This window comes from Halovenus salina, from assembly GCF_026410925.1.
Taxonomy (GTDB): Archaea; Halobacteriota; Halobacteria; order Halobacteriales; family Haloarculaceae; genus Halovenus; species Halovenus salina.
The window spans coordinates 1,439,070-1,455,215 of the sequence record NZ_CP112972.1; the positions used below are offsets into that span (position 1 = coordinate 1,439,070).

Here is a 16,146-nt window from a genome sequence, read left to right on the forward strand (position 1 = left end):
GCGGGGGCGGCGTGGAGATTTGTGGAGAGAAAAACCCTTATGACCGCAGATGAGCAACCTAGAGTTGCAACGATGACTGTCACGATAAAGGACTTCTATGCGGATTGGTGCGGCCCGTGCAAGACACAGGACCCGATTTTGGAGGAGCTCGAAACCGAATACGAGGACGTCGAGTTCGAGAAAATCGACGTCGACGAGAACCAGGACGTCGCAAACGAGTACCAGGTTCGCTCGCTGCCGACGCTCATCGTCGAGAACGACGACGGCATCGTCGAGCGGTTCGTCGGCGTCACACAGGCCGACGATATCGAGGACGCCTTCGACTCCGCCGGCGCCTGACGGACTGTTCTGACCCACGTATTCACCCGCGAGTCGACTACCAGCGGGACTGGCCCGTGAGACAGGCATATGGGGGAACACGCCCAAGAAGGAGTATGACAGACGGCGACAGGCTCGCCCGGTTCCTCCAGACCAAGCTCAAAGACGCGGGACGACAGTACGAACAGGTCCGCCGCGAGTTCCAGCTGGGCAAATACGAGACCGACCTCCCAACCGACGACCAGGGCCGAGTCCGCATCGTCTGTCGCCGCCACGCGGAGAAGCGCGCAGTCGGTCTCGACGGCGACGGCCGGCCGACCTGCTACGACGCCGACCATCCCGACTGCGAGAGCTGTGTCGACGACATCGACGAGGAGCGAATCGAGACGTGGTAGAGTTACCCATCACTGCCGATTGTCCGCGTTGTCGACAGCGAAGGACCGTGCCAGGATGCGCACTGTCGGCTGGATACCGCCGTCTGTCGCCGACGTGATGGAGTTATTGCCGGCGTTGAATCGCACAGCCCAGCCAGTAGAGACCGAGGAGAACGAGTCCGAAGACTCCGGGAAAGATAGCCAACGACCCGAGGCTGACGTAGATGAAGCGGTTGCCAGACGAGATACCGCGGTCGTCGACCTGGTAGTACTCACCCTGGTAGCGGACGAAATCCTCGTCGGAGTGCCAGACAGGAGTTTCGACGGTCGTATCGTCGGTGAGTGTTTCGTCGACTATCTGCTGTTTGGTCGCAGACAGTTCGCTGTAGTTGGCGACGGTCGCGTCTTCCCCGACCGTGTCAGCCTCGACTGGTCCCTGGATACCGACGTGATGTGTGTGACTCGGGAGGCTCGCGCCGTAGCCAACGAAGCCGAGCCCGAGCAAGATGAGCACGATAAACGGGAGAGACTTGTATCGCATACGTTCGAGGTGGACACCGAGGTCCATATGTTCACGGAGGGGTTTCGCGGCGAGAGAACCAGTGTGATTCGGGTGCTGGCTGCCGAATTCTGTCCTACGCGTCCCTGTATGAGTACGTCGATGACAAACAAACCGGTCGGGCGTATACCTCGCCTTGTCGGCCTCGGATGCAGACTTTGATGAAGGCTGGACCGCAGATTGTTCCGGGACCGACAAAATAAGTTTCTTCGAGCCCGAGAGTGTAGAGAGAAAAAGATGAACACCGTCCTCCGTTTCTGGATGCTCATCGGGAGTGGGGCCCTCGCCGCCCTGTCGTTTAGCTACCTGTTCCTGGCGCTTCTGACCTACCTCGGTCCCGACGTATCACTCGTGATGACCGAAACGAATGGTCGTCTCGTCGTCATGGGCACGGCACTCGCCAGCCTCGCCGTGTTCGTCTGGGCGTTTGGCTTCGCCGGCGAGCCCCCTGAGACAAACCCCGGCGAGCGGGGATAGCGGTGGAACCGTAACCCGTAGGCGGGTCGGGCTCGTGTGTTGGAACATGACAAATGATCTCACGGCGCTCGCCCAGCAAGACGGCTGGCACGTCGAGGACCGTGCCGCCCGCGTCCACTACAGCGGCGCGACCGACCGCTACAGCATCGAGTACTATCACCCAAGCGAATGTGTCCTCTACTGGAAGGTCCCGCCGACGGACGTAGAGGGGGCTGCCGTGCCGGTGGCCAGGAGTGCGGTTCCAGACCCGCTCCGTGCACGCATCCGCGAGGACCTCGCGGCGGCGGATATCGACCCCGAAATCGAGAGCCGGACGTTGTAAGCCCCACCGGCATCCGTCAGGGTAAAGCAGATAGCCCCGTATCGGTCAGGCATGAACGTTCACGAGGCGGCGAACTTTCTTTTCGACCTACAGCGGTTCCCGTCCCGGCCGGGAACCGACGCCACCGTGGCGCTCCTCTCGGAGCTCGGAGACCCCCAGGAGGAGGTGCACTGCGTGCAGGTCGCCGGGAGCAACGGCAAGGGGTCGACCGCACGCATGACGGAATCCATCCTACGGGAAGCGGGACTCGATGTCGGACGGTACACCTCGCCACACCTCGACGACCTAAGCGAGCGCATCACTGTCAACGGCCGTCGGCTCTCGGACCGCTCGCTCTGTGAGTTCGTCGAGCGAACCCAGGAGTACATCGTCGACCGCGCGGCCGACGGCGACGCGCCCACCTTCTTCGAGACAGTCACCGCGCTCGCACTCTGGGAGTTCCAGCGCCAGGAGGTCGACATCGCGGTACTTGAGGTCGGCATCGGCGGGAAGCTCGACGCGACGAGCGTCGTCGACCCCGTCGCGAGCGCCGTCACCGCGGTCACACTCGAACACACGAGCCTGCTTGGAGAGGATGTCGGGACAATCGCTCGCGACATGGCCCACATCGCACCGACCGACCGTCCGCTCGTGACTGGGGCGACAGGCGAAGCGTTCGAGGCCGCCGAGGCGGTCGCAGGAGAGACGACCCGTATCGTCGAGGCCGACAACAGCAGTGAGGGTGACGTGACCGTCGACTACGGCGGCCGCGTCGGCATCGAGGGGGCTGTCGCCATCGACGCCCCGGGGCGGTCACTCGACGTGCGCCTGCCGCTTCTTGGAGCCCATCAGGCCAGAAACGCTGGCGTGGCGTACGGACTCGTCGCCCAGACCGCCGATATCCTCGGCGTCTCTGTCGCCGAGACGGCTTTCGAACGCGGCTTCCGGAACGCCCACTGGCCGGGCCGGTTCGAGGTGATGGGCCGTGAGCCGCTGGTCGTCCTCGACGGCGCACACAACCCTGGCGGCTGTGATGCACTCGTTGAGACACTGTCTTCGTTCGATTTCGACTCGCTGCATCTGGTCTTTGGCGCGATGGCAGACAAGCGTCACCGGGAGATGGCCGCCGCCCTCGACACCGTCGATACGGTAGTGGCTTGTGAGCCGGATACCGACCGCGCCGCCGACAGCGATGCCCTGGCGCGGGCGTTCCGGACCGAGACCGACGCGACTGTCGACACCGGTACCGACGTTGTGGGCGCGCTGGCGGAGGCGCTCGCGGACGCAGGCGAAGACGACTGCGTGCTCGTGACTGGGTCGCTGTACACCGTCGGCGAGGCCCGGACCTACTGGACCCGGACGACGATACCCAAGCGGGCTGAATCGCCCCCGGCCGCAGAGACGGTGCTCGAAGATGCACACGTCACCGAGCGAGACACCCAGCGGATTCGAACGAGTGCAGTTCACCGCCTGCTCAAGACCCGACTCCAGCCCCGACAGGCACAGGAGGTCAAGTCGGCGTTGCTCTCGCTGGGCGGAGAGTGTGCCGTCTCGGGGTTCGACCACGACGAGGAGAAACGCGACGTGGTGATGATGGGGACAATGACCCAGTTCGAGCGACTCTCTGAGCGACTTGACGACAGCCTCTCGGTGCTGGCCGACCAGATTCGCGAGACGCTGCACATCGGGACCGCCTCGCCGAGCTATCCCTGGGACCGCGACACCGCCGTCATGGGTATCCTGAACGTGACTCCCGACAGCTTCCACGACGGCGGCGAGTACGAGGCCCGCGAGGACGCCCTCGACCGCGCCGAGGAGATGGTCGAGGCCGGCGTCGACATCGTGGATATCGGCGGCGAGTCGACCAGACCCGGCGCGGAGCCGGTGCCCGCGGAGAGCGAGCGCGAGCGGGTCGTCCCGGTCGTCGAGGCGCTGGCCGACCTCGACGTGTTAGTGTCGGTCGATACGCGCAAGGCGAGCGTCGCGCGTGCGGCCCTGGATGCGGGAGCGGACATCCTCAACGATGTTTCCGGGCTAGAAGACCCCGAGATGCGCCTGCTCGCCGCCGAGTACGACGTGCCAGTCGTCGTGATGCACTCTATCAACACGCCGGTCGATCCCGACCAGGAGATTCACTACGACGACGTGGTTGAGGACGTTATCGAGGAGCTCACAGAGCGTGTTCTGCTCGCCGAGAAGGCCGGCCTCGACCGCTCACAGATCATCGTCGACCCCGGACTCGGCTTCGGCAAGACCGCCGCTGAGAGCTTCGAGCTACTTGACCGCATCGGAGAGTTCGCCGGTCTGGGCTGTCCGGTGTTGGTCGGTCACTCACACAAATCGATGTTCGGCTACGTTGACCGGGCCGACGGCGAACGATACGAGCCGACGATTGCAGCGACGGCGCTGGCGGCCGACCGCGGGGCCGACATCGTCAGGGTCCACGACGTGGACGGCAACGTCGCGGCCGTCGATGTCGTCGAGGCGACGCGAGACGACTAGAGCCGATCGTAGATTTCGAGGTACTGCTCTGCGACGGCGTCGTGGTCGAATCGCGCCCACTCGTCGTCGGTCGTCAGGTGAGGATACTCGCCGGCGTCGGCGATTGCGTCTGCGATTTCTTCGGGACTGGTGACCCGGTAGGCGCGCTCGTGGTGCTCGATGAGTTCGTGGGCGCTGGACTGGGCCTGGTACTCGACGATGCCGACACAGCCACAGGCAAGCGCCCAGAGCAACTCGGTTGCGAACTGCTCGCGTGTTGCCGTCTGGACGAACGCGTGGGCACCCTGATAGAGACTCACCCGCCGCTCCCGGGTGGCGTCGCCGACGAACTCGACGCGGTCGTCGATACGGAGTCTGCCAGCCTCGGCCTCGTACTCCTCGCGGAGCGGCCCGTCACCGACGACGGCCGCCTGCCAGTCGCGCCCGCGCAACTCCGCCAGCCCAAGCAGGAAGTTGTCCAGATTCGCCGCCTCGTCGAGACGGCGGGCGTAGACGATATCGACATCGGCCGCGGGGTTGGCGGCCCCGGTCATCGAGAAGTCGATGCTCTCGGGGACGACCGTCGTATTCGCCTCGGTCGCGCCGAGTTCCCGTACGTCCGTCCGGACGAACTCCGAGGGCGTGACCACACGATCGGGCCGTCCGGCGATGGTGCTGGCGAGGCGGTGGTCGCCGAGGTTCTCGGTTCCGTACCACTCGACGACGACCGGCGCTTGGGCGAACTGGCCGGCCGCAAGCGTCGACACGACCTGCTGGGGAGGGACGGCCGCCGCGTGAATCACGTCCGGGCGGTACCGCGCGAGCAGCGCCGGCAGCCGCGTACAGAAAGAGGCGAGCGCGGTCCCGTAGGTGACCGAACGGTAGCGGAGGTCGTCGTCGAAGAACTCGTCGCGGTAGTCGTCCCACCACTGGCCACAAAAGAGCGTCACGTCGTGGCCCCGGGCGGCGAGCGAGCGGGCGAGTCGTTCGACCCGCCGTACGCTCTCTGCGTCGGTGTGACGGACTGTCTTCAGGGCGACTAGCGCGACGCGCATACTCGTCGGGTCGGCGGCAGCCGTCAAAAATCCCGCCCATCTGTGCCGGTCGAACTCGACGGTGGTGGACTGACCGGTATCGGTTCTTTATTAACAAAGGCGGTGCCATGGGGACATAGCGTGAAAGGACAGGAGTGGTACCAGGCCGAGGACGTGGCCGAGGCCTACGATGACAAGCGGTTCTCACAGGGCGGTCGTCTCATCAACGACCGCGAGAAGCAGGCAGTGCTGGACGCGGTCGCTCCGGTCGAGGACAAGAAGATGCTTGAGATCGCGTGTGGTACCGGTCGGTTCACGGCCATGCTCGCCGAGCTCGGTGCCAATATCGTCGGGCTCGACATCTCTGCGGCGATGCTCCAGCAGGGCCGCGAGCGCGCACAGGCCGCCGGCGTCGACAACCAGCTTGAGTATCTACGCGGCGACGCCGCCCGGCTGCCGTTCCCCGATAATCACTTCGATACGGTCATCGCGATGCGGTTTTTCCACCTCATGGACGAGCCCGAGCCGTTCATCAAAGAGATGCGCCGGGTCGCGAGCGACCAGATATTCTTCGATACGTTCAACCGGACGTCGGCCCGCTCGCTGTACACCTGGGCGCTCCCGATGGGGTCGCGGCTGTACTCCAGAACGGAGGTCAGTCGACTCCTCGGGGCCGCAGAGCTCACACTCGTCAACGCTGAGCACGACTGGGTGTTCCCCTACGGCTTCTATCGTGAGCTACCGAACGCCCTCGCGTCGGGCTTTCGGAAACTCGACAATCTCATCGGAGGAACGCCGGCCGGCCGACCGCTTGCCTCTGTCTCGTACTGGGATACGCGGGTCTAGAGACGTACATTTATCTCGTTGCCCAACGTAGTTGCATGTTACAGAGTGCCAACTCCGACAGACAGATGTCTTTCGACGACTCTCATGGTGAGACGTTCCTGTACGAACTCGCCCGCGACGGACAGACCACCGAGGTCATCGGCTACCTGAAACGCGGGAGTAGCCCGGCGGTCCGCAAGCGGGCGGCGGAACTGCTCGGTGACTTCGCTGACCATCCCGACGAACAGCGCCGCGACGAGGTCGTCCAGGAACTGATCGAAGCCGTCAAACACGGCGACAGCGAGGAGGTCCGCTCGCAGGCAATCAACTCGCTAGTCCGGTACGGTGACGAGGCGATCAAGCGACTCATCGACCGATTCTCGGAGTTCAACGCAAAGAGTGCGCCGCGGTGGCTCATCGCGGAGAACCTCATCGAGTGGCTCGACGACGACCGCCCGGAGTTCAGGCTGGTCGCCGCGGCCGGCCTCGAGTGGTTCGGCGACGAGGGGGCCCTGCCGGCACTGGTCGAGGCCTTCACAGACCCGGACCCGCGCGTGCGCCGCCGTGCAGTTCGGTCGTGTGGTGCTATCGGCGACGACCGTATCGTCGAGGCACTGGCAGAGCGGCTGACCGACCCCGACACCCGCGTCGAGAAAGAGGCCGCGAGCGCGCTTGGCGCTATCGGGACCGCGAAGGCGCTAGATGCGTTGATTCCGGCCGCCAGAAGCGGCGACTCGGAGGTTCGCCAGATCGCAATCGACCAGCTCGGACAGTACGGCTCGCTCGACCCCCTCCCAGTCCTGTTGCGCGCCCTCGAAGACGAATCGGGGCCGATTCGCCGGACTGCCGTCGTCGCGCTCATCGAGCTCTTCGTTCAGGCACCCTCGGACCAGAGCCACGAGATGCGGTCGACGGTTGCTGACCGGTTGGAGAACCTATCGCCGGCCGATGTGGTCCCGGAACTCGTCGACGTAGTCCGAGAGAGCGACCGGTGGGCAATCCGGCGCAACGCGGTGTGGCTGCTCGGGCGGTTCGTCGACGAAGCCGGCCCCAAAGTCCAGGAGTGTCTCGTCGAGAGCCTCGACGCCGAGGACGAGACGACCGCACAGCTCGCGGCGACGACGCTGGCCGAGCTGGGCGGCGACGGCCTCGAAAAGCGAGTGCTGTTGTTCCTTCAGAATATCGAGGAGGGGTCTGCGGCCTGGAACCGGGGACAGTTCATCCTCGACCGGCTGGGGACTGACTCCAGTGCCGAACTTGTCAGTACGGGCGTCAGCTACACCTACGTCAGTGACCCCGATGACTACACCGGTCCAGACAGAGAATGAGCTACGACTGCGTGCTCGGCTCGGAGACGAACGTCTCCTCGTTGGCACGAATCCGCAGGTCGAACATCTGCTCGATGACGTTCGCACTCCCCTCGTATCCCGCTGACGGGTCGAAGTAGTAATGCGAGAGAGCGTCAGCCTTTTCGAGGCGGCTGTTGAGGATATGCAGGAACTTGAAGACGTTCTGGAGGGTGAACGTATCGAGTAGCTCCGAGAGGATGTCGAACTCGAAGGTTATCTTGCCGTCCATATGTTCTTGTTCTCCGAGAACACGAGAGACAGTCTGGCCGAGGTCCGACAGTCCGAGCTGTTTGTCGAGCCGGACGACTTCGAGGGGGAGTGTCGACAGCGACTCCTCAGAGAGGGATTCGAGGGGTTCGCGTTTGGTCGTCAACACAATAATCCACGCCGGCAGCTCGGTGAGCTCACGCTGTAAGAGCCGAATTCGCCGGCTCGGGCTCGTCGTGACAAAGAGAACAATATCGTACGGCGAGATGAAATGAACGCGTGCGTTGTTCGCACCGGCCGACTCCAGTTCAGACAGCGTCAGGATGCTCCCGGTGTGGTTGATGTCGTCGGCGACGTGGACGCCCGACTCCATGAGCGCCTCGACGTGGCCGAACAGGTGGTCGCTGTAGGCTTCGAGGCCGCGTTCGCGACCGCTTGCCTGCCCCGTCCGGTCGCAGTACGGACAGGTCCACTGCACCTGCATCTCGCTCTCGGTGACGTGCTGGCGGTTGTGTGCGAGCATATGTGACCGCACTCGACTGGCGACCGCCTCACCGGACCGTCCCCAGACAGTGAATTCACAGTGACGACACCGCCATCGGTAGACCATTCGTTTCCAAGCTTGGGGCGCACCATAATAAAATCACCATCTCCTAGCCGAAGTTCTCGACTTTCGCCCCGTCGGGTTCGCCGCCAGCGGCCTCGATTGCCTCGGTGGCGTCGTCGAGGAAGTCCGCGAAGCCGTAGACGAACACCTGGGTCGCTTCGATGTCTTCGACTCCGTCGAGGGCTGGCCCGAGCGGCGTCGCGCTGTCGAGGACGGTCACCGTTGCGCCGTTGTCTTCGAGTGCCGCGAGTCGTGCCTCGTGAATCGGGTCGTCGTCCTGGTAGACAACAGTCGCCTCGCCGCCGTCGGCCAGGACACGCTCTGCGATGCCGACCGCCGGGCCAATACCTGGACCGCCGGCGAGCAGACAGACCCGGGGCTCACCCTCGTAGTAAGCGTTCCCGTACGGGCCTGCGATGACGAGCTCGTCGCCAGCGGCGAGCTCACGGAGCTGCGGGCTCATCTCGCCCTCGGGGTCGATGCCGATAGTCATCTCGAAGGAATCCTCGACGGTCGGTGAGGAGATCGTGTAAAATCGGGACTGCTCCTCGCCGTCGACGGTGAGAACGACCTTGACGAACTGCCCCGGCGTTGCGTCGAACGTCGCGGGCGTTTCGACGTCGAGCGCGATGGCATCTGGCCCCACGTCACGAACCGCTTGCACCCGCACAGAGGTCTCGTCCATGCCTGTCGGTCGGGGCGATAGCACAAAGGGCGTTTCGCTCCGCCGTTCTCACCGCGGTGCCTGCCGGTAGATGAGGTTGCGCTGGATGGGGTTTGCGCCCTCGTAGATGACGGGAACGCGGGCGTCACGGTAGACCCGCGAAATCTTGTTTTCTTCGAGCACCGAGCGACCGCCGTAGAGTTGCATCCCGGTCTCGGCGCACTCGGTCGCGGCCTCCGTGGCGCGTGTCTTCGCCAGAGCGGCCCAGTAGCCCGGGTAGTCGTCGTTTTCGACCTTCTCTGCGGCCCGCCAGGCAAGCGAGCGAGCGGACTCGAACTCCAGGCGCATGTCGGCGAGGTCGTGTTGAACTGCCTGGAACTCATCGACAGTCCGCCCGAAGGCCTCCCGGTCGTGGACGAACGCAGAGGCTTCCTCGATTGCCGCGGCCGCGAGACCGAGGCCGTGCCCTGCGACGACGGTCCGGCCGTGGTTGAAAAAGCCCGCGACCATGTAGAAGCCAGCCCCCTCTGCGCCGATGAGGTTCTCCTCTGGAATCCGGCAGTCGTCGAAGGTGATGTGTGCCTGTTTCGAGGCGCGGTAACACATCTTCTCGGGGATGTGCTCGGCCTTGTAGCCCGGCGCATCCGTCGGGACGATAAACGTCGAGTAGTTGCCGTAGCGGTTGTCGGGGTCGTCGCCGGTCTTTGCATAGACCGTTACCCAGTCGGCCTCGACGCCGTTGCCGACCCAGTACTTCTCGCCGTTGATGACCCACTCGTCGCCGTCTTTCTCGGCGGCGGTCGACATTCCCGCCATATCGCTGCCGGTGTCGGGTTCTGAGACCGCTAGCCCGGATATCTGCTCGTTTTCCGCGACTGGCCTGAGGTACTCCGCTTTCTGTTCTTCGCTTCCGTGTTCTTCGAGGATGTTGGTCCCGAAGGCCGCGAGTTGCAGACTCAGCGCGATGCCCGCGTCCGCACGGTAGAACTCTTCTGCGATTGCGAGCATCTCCACGAGCGAGAGCCCGCGGCCGCCGTACTCCTCGGAGATGGACTGACCGACCAGGCCCGCCTCCATCCCCTCCTCGAGGATGTCCCAGGGGTACTCACCGCGCTCGAAGTACTCCTCGGCGTTGGGTTCGATGTGTTCGGCTGCGAACTCTCGGGCTTCCTGTTTGACCGCTCGTGCCTCCTCGGGCACGATGCTGTCATCGAGCAACTCCATAATACCGCTACGGGCTCAGTCATCTTAAATACCGAAGCGACGGACGAGGACCAACAGGTCACTGACTCAGAGAGAAGATAACTTCGGGAACCGGATCACAATTTTAAGAGAATCGAACGTATGGGCACTCACGGCGCGAGACAGGCGGATACGAATGAACAATCATTCACGATAGGGCGCACGATGACAGAAGGTTTTTTCCTCCGGCCGCCAGAGTGAAACAGTAGTATGCCAGAAGACCTGAACTGGGCCATCGGCGGGGAAGCCGGCGATGGAATCGATTCGACCGGGAAGATATTCGCACAGGCGCTCTCACGCGCCGGTCGGCACGTCTACACCTCGAAGGATTTCGCATCACGCATCCGAGGTGGGTACACCGCCTACAAGGTACGGACATCCGTCGACCGCGTCGAGAGTGTCGTCGACCGCCTGGACATCCTCATCGCGTTGACCCAGCGGACCATCGACGAAAACACCGACGAACTCCACGAGGGGAGTGTCATCATCTACGACGGCGAGCGGACCACGATGCAGGATGTCGAGATTCCCGACGGGATGATCGGCCTCGACGTGCCGCTGAAGAGTCTCGCCGAGGACGCCGGCGGCGCTATCATGCGCAACGTCGTCGCGCTCGGAGTTGCTTGCGAGGTGGCAAACTTCCCAATCGAGAACCTCGACTCGGCACTCGAAAAGCGGTTTGCCGACAAGGGACAGGCGATGGTCGAGAACAACTGCGAGGCGGCGCGGCTCGGCCAGGAGTACGCCGCCGAGGAGTACGACCACGACTACGACTACGACATCGAGACGACCGACAACGACTACGTGTTGCTCAACGGCGACCAGGCTATTGGGATGGGCGCAATCGCCGCCGGCTGTAAGTTCTACTCCGGCTACCCGATTACGCCCGCGACCGACGTGATGACTTACCTGACCGGTCGGATTGACGAGTTCGGGGGCAAGGTTGTCCAGGCCGAGGACGAGCTCGCGGCCATCAACCTCGCGCTCGGGGCTGCACGCTCCGGCGCACGCGCGATGACGGCCACCTCCGGTCCGGGTATCGACCTCATGACCGAGACGTTCGGTCTCGTCGCCACCAGCGAGACGCCGCTGGTCATCTGTGACGTAATGCGCGCCGGCCCCTCGACGGGGATGCCGACCAAACAAGAGCAGGGCGACCTGGATATGGTGCTCTACGGCGGCCACGGCGAAATCGACCGGTTTGCGGTCGCGCCGACGAACGTCGCCGAGTGTTTCTGGAAGACCATCGAGGCCTTCAACCTCGCCGAGAAGTACCAGATTCCGGTCTTTCTGGTCTCAGACCTGTCGCTTGCGGTTACCGAACAGACATTCCCGCCTGAGGCCTTCGACATGGACGAGGTCGAAATCGAGCGCGGCAACGTCGTCGACGAGGACGAAATCGACTCCTGGCTCGACGAACAGGGCCGGTTCCAGCCGCACTTCTCGACGGCTGACGGTATCAGCCCACGGGCGTTCCCGGGCACCGAGGACGGCGCACACATGACCACCGGCCTCGAACACGACGCACTCGGACGACGGACAGAGGACACCGATGTTCGCGTCGAGCAAGTCGAGAAACGACAGCAGAAGGTCAAGACGGCGAAAGAACGCGAGGACTGGAGCTACCGCGAGTTCGGCGACCCAGACGCGGAGACGCTGGTCGTCTCCTGGGGGTCGAACGAGGGGCCGCTGCGAGAGGCGCTGGAGTATCTCGACGACCGCGATGTTAACGCCCGCTTCCTCTCGGTGCCGTACATGTTCCCGCGACCCGACCTCAGCGAGGAGATTGATGCCGCCGAGACGACCATTGTCGTCGAGTGTAACGCCACGGGTCAGTTCGCAGACGTGCTCGAACACGACGTGCTCGAACGTGTCGAGCGCATCAACAAGTTCAACGGCATCCGCTTCAAGGCGGACGAACTGGCCGACGAAATCGAAGCAGTTCTCTCCCCACAAGAGGTACAAGCATGAGTTCGGACGTTCGATTCATCGACTTCAAATCTGACAAACAACCGACCTGGTGTCCCGGCTGCGGCGACTTCGGGACGATGAACGGCATGATGAAAGGACTGGCCGAAACCGGCAACCACCCCGACGACACGTTCGTCGTCGCGGGCATCGGTTGTTCGGGCAAAATCGGGACGTACATGCACTCGTATGCCCTGCACGGCGTCCACGGTCGCGCTCTACCGGTCGGCATCGGCGCGAAGCTCGCCAACCCTAACCTCGAAGTGATGGTTGCGGGCGGCGACGGTGACGGCTACTCCATTGGCGCGGGCCACTTTGTCCACGCCGTCCGCCGTAACGTTGACATGTCCTACGTCGTCATGGACAACCGCATCTACGGGCTGACAAAGGGCCAGGCCTCGCCGACCTCCCGGGAGGACTTCGAAACGTCGACGACGCCCGATGGCCCCAACCAGCCACCAGTCAATCCGCTTGCGCTCGCGCTGTCTGCGGGTGCGACCTTCATTGCACAGTCGTTCTCCTCGGACAGCCAGCGCCACACCGAAATCGTCAAAGAAGCCATCGAACACGACGGCTTCGGCTTTGTCAACGTCTACTCACCGTGTGTCACGTTCAATGACGTCGACACATACGACTACTTCCGGGACGCCGTCGTCGACTTAGACGAAACCGACCACGACCGCCACGACAAGGACGCCGCCCGCGAGAAGGTACTCGACGGCGACACCGAGTACACGGGAGTCATCTACCAGGATGACAACAGCATTCCCTGGGAGCAGCGCGAAGGACTCGACGAGAGTATGGCCGAGATTCCAGACGGCGCACCCGACGGCGCAATGGATCTCGTCCGCGAGTTCTACTGAGCCGTTAGGCGGTCGCTTCGAACTCGTCGCTCTGTGCTGTCACCGACTCTTGTTTTTTTGTTGGAATCGTGACCGTAACAGTGGTCCCGCGCGGGTCGTTCTCCGAAATCGCGAGTCGCCCGCCCATCTGGGTGATGCCCCAGTGGACCGCCCAGAGGCCGAGGCCACTGCCGTGCTGGAGCTGGTCTTCCTCGCCGGCATCTAACACCGCTCGCTCGTGGTCGGGAATCCCCGGCCCATTGTCCGAGACGGCAATCTGTAACGCCCCGTCCTCGGTTCTGTCCGCGGAGACGACGGCGTAGGGCTCGTCAGCATCGTTGTGTTCGACAGCGTTCTCGACGAGTTCTGACAGGACGAGTGTGAGCGGGCGTGCGCTTACGGCCGCGGTCGCCTCTGCGGGGAGCGCAGTTGTTACCTCCGCTTCGGAAGACAGAGTTGACACTACCTCCTCGACAATCGGCGAGACCGCGACAGTCTCTGCGGGCCGGGTCGTAGCCATCATGTTCTCGATATCGCGGGCGCTCTCGGCAACACCGACAAGATTCTGTGTCGTCTCGATAATTTGCTCGGCGGCAGCCTCGGTCTTTTGTCCATCGCTAATGAGCTGTGCCCTGCCGATGATGCTGGTGGCGTTGTTGCGGAGGTTGTGCCGGAGGACACGGTTGAGGACCTCGAGGCGCTGTTCTCTGGTCTGGCGCTGTGTCACGTCGCGCATCACGAAGACCGTCCCGCGCTGGAAGTCATTGCCGTCGGCCACCGGCGACCGCGTGATTTCGAACTGGCGAACGCCCTCGACAGTTTCGAGTTCAGTCGTCCCAGCCTCGTCTACCGCCTCGGGCGAGCGGCCGACAACGGCCGAGAGAGAACGGCCGACCACCTGTTCCTCGCTGACGTCGAAGGTATTACAGGCGACGGCGTTCAGCCGGAGAACCTGCTCGTGGTCGTCGGTGATAACTACGCAGTCGGCCATCGAATCGAGGGCGTGCTCTGGGCCGACGTTGCCGGCAGCCGGCGAAGAGGCGAACAGGCCAAGCGGGCCAACCACAAGCCCGGACACGAGTGCGCTGCTCGCATAGCCAAGCGACAAGACGGAGACGCCAGCGAGATCCCCGTAGACCGGCGTGATTTCGGGAAACAGGAAGTTGCCGAGCCAGGGCCACGCGCCGATGAAAGCGATGAGCGCGGCGAGCCGCGTGTCTAGGTGTTCGTACCGGAGGACATTCACGGCGACGAGGCCGACAGCGAAGACGACGACCCCGGCGGTGTAATAGAGGCCGATTCTGTCGAATACTGTCGCCGCGTCAAACACGCCCGCCGGGAGGGCAGCGACGGCGTCGAGGGGAGCTTCCGGGCCCGGACTCTTCGAGGGCGTTCCGAGGATGAGAAGCGTCCCGCCGGCGAACCCGAGGACAGCAGGCGTCAACGCGGCAGCGGCCCTGACACGGGACCCGAGCAGGGTGATACCGTAGTAGTTGAAGCTGAACGCGAGCAACGCGACCGGGATCGAGAGGTTCGTAAACAGCCAGATGAGTTTGTTCGGAACACCCGTCCCACCGGTGATTCCGAGACAAAACGCGGTCGCACCGAGTAAGACAAGCAGGGCGCTGAAGGCCCGCCCGACCGGCTTTTTCTCCGATCGATACGTCCGAACGGCCAGTCCCGAGAGCCCGATTCCCGCAGCGAGCAGAACCGCCTGGCTGAAGACCGTGTACCCGACCATGCTGTCGTGTTCTTCGAGTACACGCATAGCTGTTTTTCAAAGACTGTTGCAACTCGGCTAGGTTCTTCCCGAAAAGTCCCGCACGGTCGACCAGCGTTGGGAGAGGTTTTATATATCGACATACGGTTTAATACAGTATCCCCTCGAATATTCGGGAATACCGTGTGATGTCGGGGAACGGCCCCAATCGCCGGAGGTGCTTTATTCTTCGACCCATAATTGTTAGTATGACAACCAGAGCATTGTTGACCGACCGAGAGCGGGATGTCTTAGCCGGCAAGGCCGGCGGTGACGCATATCGGGCGACGGTCCGGAGTCGCGTACGCAATCGGCTTGACGAGCTCGAACTCGACGCCGACGTGCTCGCGACACACGAGCCGGAGTTGTACGAGCAGTTCCGGACGGTCGCACTCAGTGAGTAACCAGTCAGTCGTCAGAGGAGAGGGGTTCGCCCGGGACACTTCTTCAGTCTGCACGAGTCGCACTGACCACGAACCCGGCTGTCGAGAAGATTATAAAACCCGCCGTCAAGAGGAAGCCGACGGCAGTAGTGAAAAAGCCCATCGTCGTGCCGACCACCACCGGCCCTGTCACCTGTCCCACCTTCCAGGAGATCGAGCGTAGGGACATCGTACTCGCAACCGAATCGTACATTTCACCCTCGTCGGCGAACAGCGACATGCTCGCAGGCAGGCGAATCGAGTCGGCGATGCCCAGAACGAGTACGCCCCGAAAAGGGCGAAGAAGGGCCCTCCAAGCGCCTGTGTGTCGCCAAAGAGCAACACACCTATCGGGGAGATTCGGCCCTCGAAGACGCCCGCAAGGAGATATCGCTTCGCGTTGCCGGTGTCGACTTTTCGACCCAGCGGTAATACGATGAACAGCTGGACAAGAGCAAGGGCCGTCCCAAACAGTCCCACAAGCCCGGCGTCCCGAAGAGGTCAGCATACAATGCGAGCGCAATCAGAACCGGCGAATACGCCTGGCTACGGGCAAAGGCCGTTCCCGCGAGCGCAGCGAACCACTTGTTCCACATACTACCGAACAGAAGTACGTGAACTGTTGACGGCTGGAGACGCTCGAAAACCAACGTCAAATGACTGCTCGGCAAACGTGGATTGGGAAATATGCTGTCCGGCAGTATCAGGAGCCCCACC

Annotated in this window: 16 protein-coding genes and 1 pseudogene; 10 read left to right on the top strand and 7 right to left on the bottom strand. The window is 63.2% G+C overall.

Going from position 1 to position 16,146, the window contains the following annotated elements:
* Window positions 1-72 precede the first annotated feature (72 nt).
* Together OSC37_RS07295 and OSC37_RS07300 are read left to right on the top strand one after the other, a co-directional pair.
* Window positions 73-339: a thioredoxin family protein gene (locus tag OSC37_RS07295; protein WP_267163924.1), complete on the top strand. Its 267-nt coding sequence runs from the start codon at window positions 73-75 to the stop codon at window positions 337-339.
* A 95-nt stretch (window positions 340-434) separates the two neighbouring features.
* The gene (locus OSC37_RS07300; protein ID WP_267163925.1) at window positions 435-713 is read left to right on the top strand and encodes a DUF7091 family protein; all 279 of its coding nucleotides are present in this window, start codon (window positions 435-437) and stop codon (window positions 711-713) included.
* A gap of 103 nt (window positions 714-816) precedes the next feature.
* Here OSC37_RS07300 and OSC37_RS07305 read toward each other — a convergent pair whose 3' ends face one another.
* A complete protein-coding gene (locus OSC37_RS07305; protein WP_267163926.1) occupies window positions 817-1,233 on the bottom strand; it encodes a DUF7979 domain-containing protein in 417 nt (138 codons plus the stop codon).
* Between the two features lie 255 nt (window positions 1,234-1,488).
* Between OSC37_RS07305 and OSC37_RS07310 the strand changes: the two genes are divergently transcribed.
* Genes OSC37_RS07310 through folP form a run of 3 tightly spaced genes read left to right on the top strand, consistent with a single transcriptional unit; the run spans window position 1,489 to window position 4,531 of the window.
* Window positions 1,489-1,728, top strand: a complete 240-nt coding sequence (locus OSC37_RS07310) for a hypothetical protein (RefSeq protein WP_267163927.1) — start codon at window positions 1,489-1,491, stop codon at window positions 1,726-1,728.
* 46 nt (window positions 1,729-1,774) lie between these two features.
* A complete protein-coding gene (locus OSC37_RS07315) occupies window positions 1,775-2,050 on the top strand; it encodes a DUF7538 family protein (RefSeq protein WP_267163928.1) in 276 nt (91 codons plus the stop codon).
* Between the two features lie 51 nt (window positions 2,051-2,101).
* Window positions 2,102-4,531 (top strand): dihydropteroate synthase, encoded by a 2,430-nt coding sequence (folP, locus tag OSC37_RS07320; protein WP_267163929.1) that lies wholly within the window; start codon window positions 2,102-2,104, stop codon window positions 4,529-4,531.
* On the opposite strand, the gene OSC37_RS07325 is transcribed toward folP, so the two are convergent.
* Window positions 4,528-5,565 carry a glycosyltransferase family 4 protein gene (locus tag OSC37_RS07325; RefSeq protein WP_267163930.1) on the bottom strand — a complete coding sequence of 346 codons (1,038 nt, stop codon included), beginning with the start codon at window positions 5,563-5,565 and terminating at the stop codon, window positions 4,528-4,530. The genes folP and OSC37_RS07325 overlap by 4 nt on opposite strands.
* Before the next feature lie 120 nt (window positions 5,566-5,685).
* Here OSC37_RS07325 and OSC37_RS07330 point away from each other — a divergent pair, with 120 nt between their 5' ends.
* Together OSC37_RS07330 and OSC37_RS07335 are read left to right on the top strand one after the other, a co-directional pair.
* Window positions 5,686-6,390 (top strand): class I SAM-dependent methyltransferase, encoded by a 705-nt coding sequence (locus OSC37_RS07330; protein WP_267163931.1) that lies wholly within the window; start codon window positions 5,686-5,688, stop codon window positions 6,388-6,390.
* Window positions 6,391-6,425: 35 nt separating this feature from the next.
* A complete protein-coding gene (locus OSC37_RS07335; RefSeq protein WP_267163932.1) occupies window positions 6,426-7,697 on the top strand; it encodes a HEAT repeat domain-containing protein in 1,272 nt (423 codons plus the stop codon).
* Between the two features lies 1 nt (window position 7,698).
* Here the strand turns inward: OSC37_RS07335 and OSC37_RS07340 are convergent, their stop codons facing one another.
* The 3 genes from OSC37_RS07340 to OSC37_RS07350 all read right to left on the bottom strand — a co-directional run bounded on the left by OSC37_RS07340 (window position 7,699) and on the right by OSC37_RS07350 (window position 10,420).
* Window positions 7,699-8,448: a DUF7504 family protein gene (locus OSC37_RS07340; protein WP_267163933.1), complete on the bottom strand. Its 750-nt coding sequence runs from the start codon at window positions 8,446-8,448 to the stop codon at window positions 7,699-7,701.
* 130 nt (window positions 8,449-8,578) lie between these two features.
* Window positions 8,579-9,217 carry an FAD-dependent oxidoreductase gene (locus tag OSC37_RS07345; protein ID WP_267163934.1) on the bottom strand — a complete coding sequence of 213 codons (639 nt, stop codon included), beginning with the start codon at window positions 9,215-9,217 and terminating at the stop codon, window positions 8,579-8,581.
* Between the two features lie 48 nt (window positions 9,218-9,265).
* Window positions 9,266-10,420, bottom strand: coding sequence for an acyl-CoA dehydrogenase family protein (locus OSC37_RS07350; RefSeq protein WP_267163935.1), 1,155 nt, complete (start codon window positions 10,418-10,420; stop codon window positions 9,266-9,268).
* Window positions 10,421-10,648: 228 nt separating this feature from the next.
* Here OSC37_RS07350 and OSC37_RS07355 point away from each other — a divergent pair, with 228 nt between their 5' ends.
* Both OSC37_RS07355 and OSC37_RS07360 read left to right on the top strand, forming a co-directional pair.
* Window positions 10,649-12,409, top strand: a complete 1,761-nt coding sequence (locus OSC37_RS07355; RefSeq protein WP_267163936.1) for a 2-oxoacid:acceptor oxidoreductase subunit alpha — start codon at window positions 10,649-10,651, stop codon at window positions 12,407-12,409.
* On the top strand, window positions 12,406-13,269 hold the full coding sequence (locus OSC37_RS07360; protein ID WP_267163937.1) for a 2-oxoacid:ferredoxin oxidoreductase subunit beta: 864 nt from the start codon (window positions 12,406-12,408) through the stop codon (window positions 13,267-13,269). Before OSC37_RS07355 ends, OSC37_RS07360 begins: the two co-directional genes overlap by 4 nt.
* A gap of 4 nt (window positions 13,270-13,273) precedes the next feature.
* Here OSC37_RS07360 and OSC37_RS07365 read toward each other — a convergent pair whose 3' ends face one another.
* Window positions 13,274-14,989 carry an ATP-binding protein gene (locus OSC37_RS07365; RefSeq protein WP_267163938.1) on the bottom strand — a complete coding sequence of 572 codons (1,716 nt, stop codon included), beginning with the start codon at window positions 14,987-14,989 and terminating at the stop codon, window positions 13,274-13,276.
* A gap of 227 nt (window positions 14,990-15,216) precedes the next feature.
* On the opposite strand from OSC37_RS07365, the gene OSC37_RS07370 reads away from it, so the two are divergent.
* Complete coding sequence (locus OSC37_RS07370) at window positions 15,217-15,411, top strand: hypothetical protein (RefSeq protein WP_267163939.1); 195 nt, start codon at window positions 15,217-15,219, stop codon at window positions 15,409-15,411.
* Between the two features lie 43 nt (window positions 15,412-15,454).
* Here OSC37_RS07370 and OSC37_RS07375 read toward each other — a convergent pair.
* Window positions 15,455-16,025: pseudogene (locus OSC37_RS07375) on the bottom strand (MFS transporter).
* Window positions 16,026-16,146: the final 121 nt, after the last annotated feature.

Excerpts from the sequence above, each read along its gene's own strand:
- OSC37_RS07355 (WP_267163936.1), top strand. The coding sequence starts at position 10,649 with ATGCCAGAAGACCTGAACTGGGCCATCGGCGGGGAAGCCGGCGATGGA.
- folP (WP_267163929.1), top strand. The coding sequence starts at position 2,102 with ATGAACGTTCACGAGGCGGCGAACTTTCTTTTCGACCTACAGCGGTTC.
- OSC37_RS07340 (WP_267163933.1), bottom strand. The coding sequence starts at position 8,448 with ATGCTCGCACACAACCGCCAGCACGTCACCGAGAGCGAGATGCAGGTG.
- OSC37_RS07370 (WP_267163939.1), top strand. The coding sequence starts at position 15,217 with ATGACAACCAGAGCATTGTTGACCGACCGAGAGCGGGATGTCTTAGCC.
- OSC37_RS07345 (WP_267163934.1), bottom strand. The coding sequence starts at position 9,217 with ATGGACGAGACCTCTGTGCGGGTGCAAGCGGTTCGTGACGTGGGGCCA.
- OSC37_RS07335 (WP_267163932.1), top strand. The coding sequence starts at position 6,426 with ATGTTACAGAGTGCCAACTCCGACAGACAGATGTCTTTCGACGACTCT.
- OSC37_RS07295 (WP_267163924.1), top strand. The coding sequence starts at position 73 with ATGACTGTCACGATAAAGGACTTCTATGCGGATTGGTGCGGCCCGTGC.
- OSC37_RS07365 (WP_267163938.1), bottom strand. The coding sequence starts at position 14,989 with ATGGTCGGGTACACGGTCTTCAGCCAGGCGGTTCTGCTCGCTGCGGGA.
- OSC37_RS07305 (WP_267163926.1), bottom strand. The coding sequence starts at position 1,233 with ATGCGATACAAGTCTCTCCCGTTTATCGTGCTCATCTTGCTCGGGCTC.
- OSC37_RS07310 (WP_267163927.1), top strand. The coding sequence starts at position 1,489 with ATGAACACCGTCCTCCGTTTCTGGATGCTCATCGGGAGTGGGGCCCTC.
- OSC37_RS07325 (WP_267163930.1), bottom strand. The coding sequence starts at position 5,565 with ATGCGCGTCGCGCTAGTCGCCCTGAAGACAGTCCGTCACACCGACGCA.
- OSC37_RS07360 (WP_267163937.1), top strand. The coding sequence starts at position 12,406 with ATGAGTTCGGACGTTCGATTCATCGACTTCAAATCTGACAAACAACCG.
- OSC37_RS07315 (WP_267163928.1), top strand. The coding sequence starts at position 1,775 with ATGACAAATGATCTCACGGCGCTCGCCCAGCAAGACGGCTGGCACGTC.
- OSC37_RS07350 (WP_267163935.1), bottom strand. The coding sequence starts at position 10,420 with ATGGAGTTGCTCGATGACAGCATCGTGCCCGAGGAGGCACGAGCGGTC.
- OSC37_RS07300 (WP_267163925.1), top strand. The coding sequence starts at position 435 with ATGACAGACGGCGACAGGCTCGCCCGGTTCCTCCAGACCAAGCTCAAA.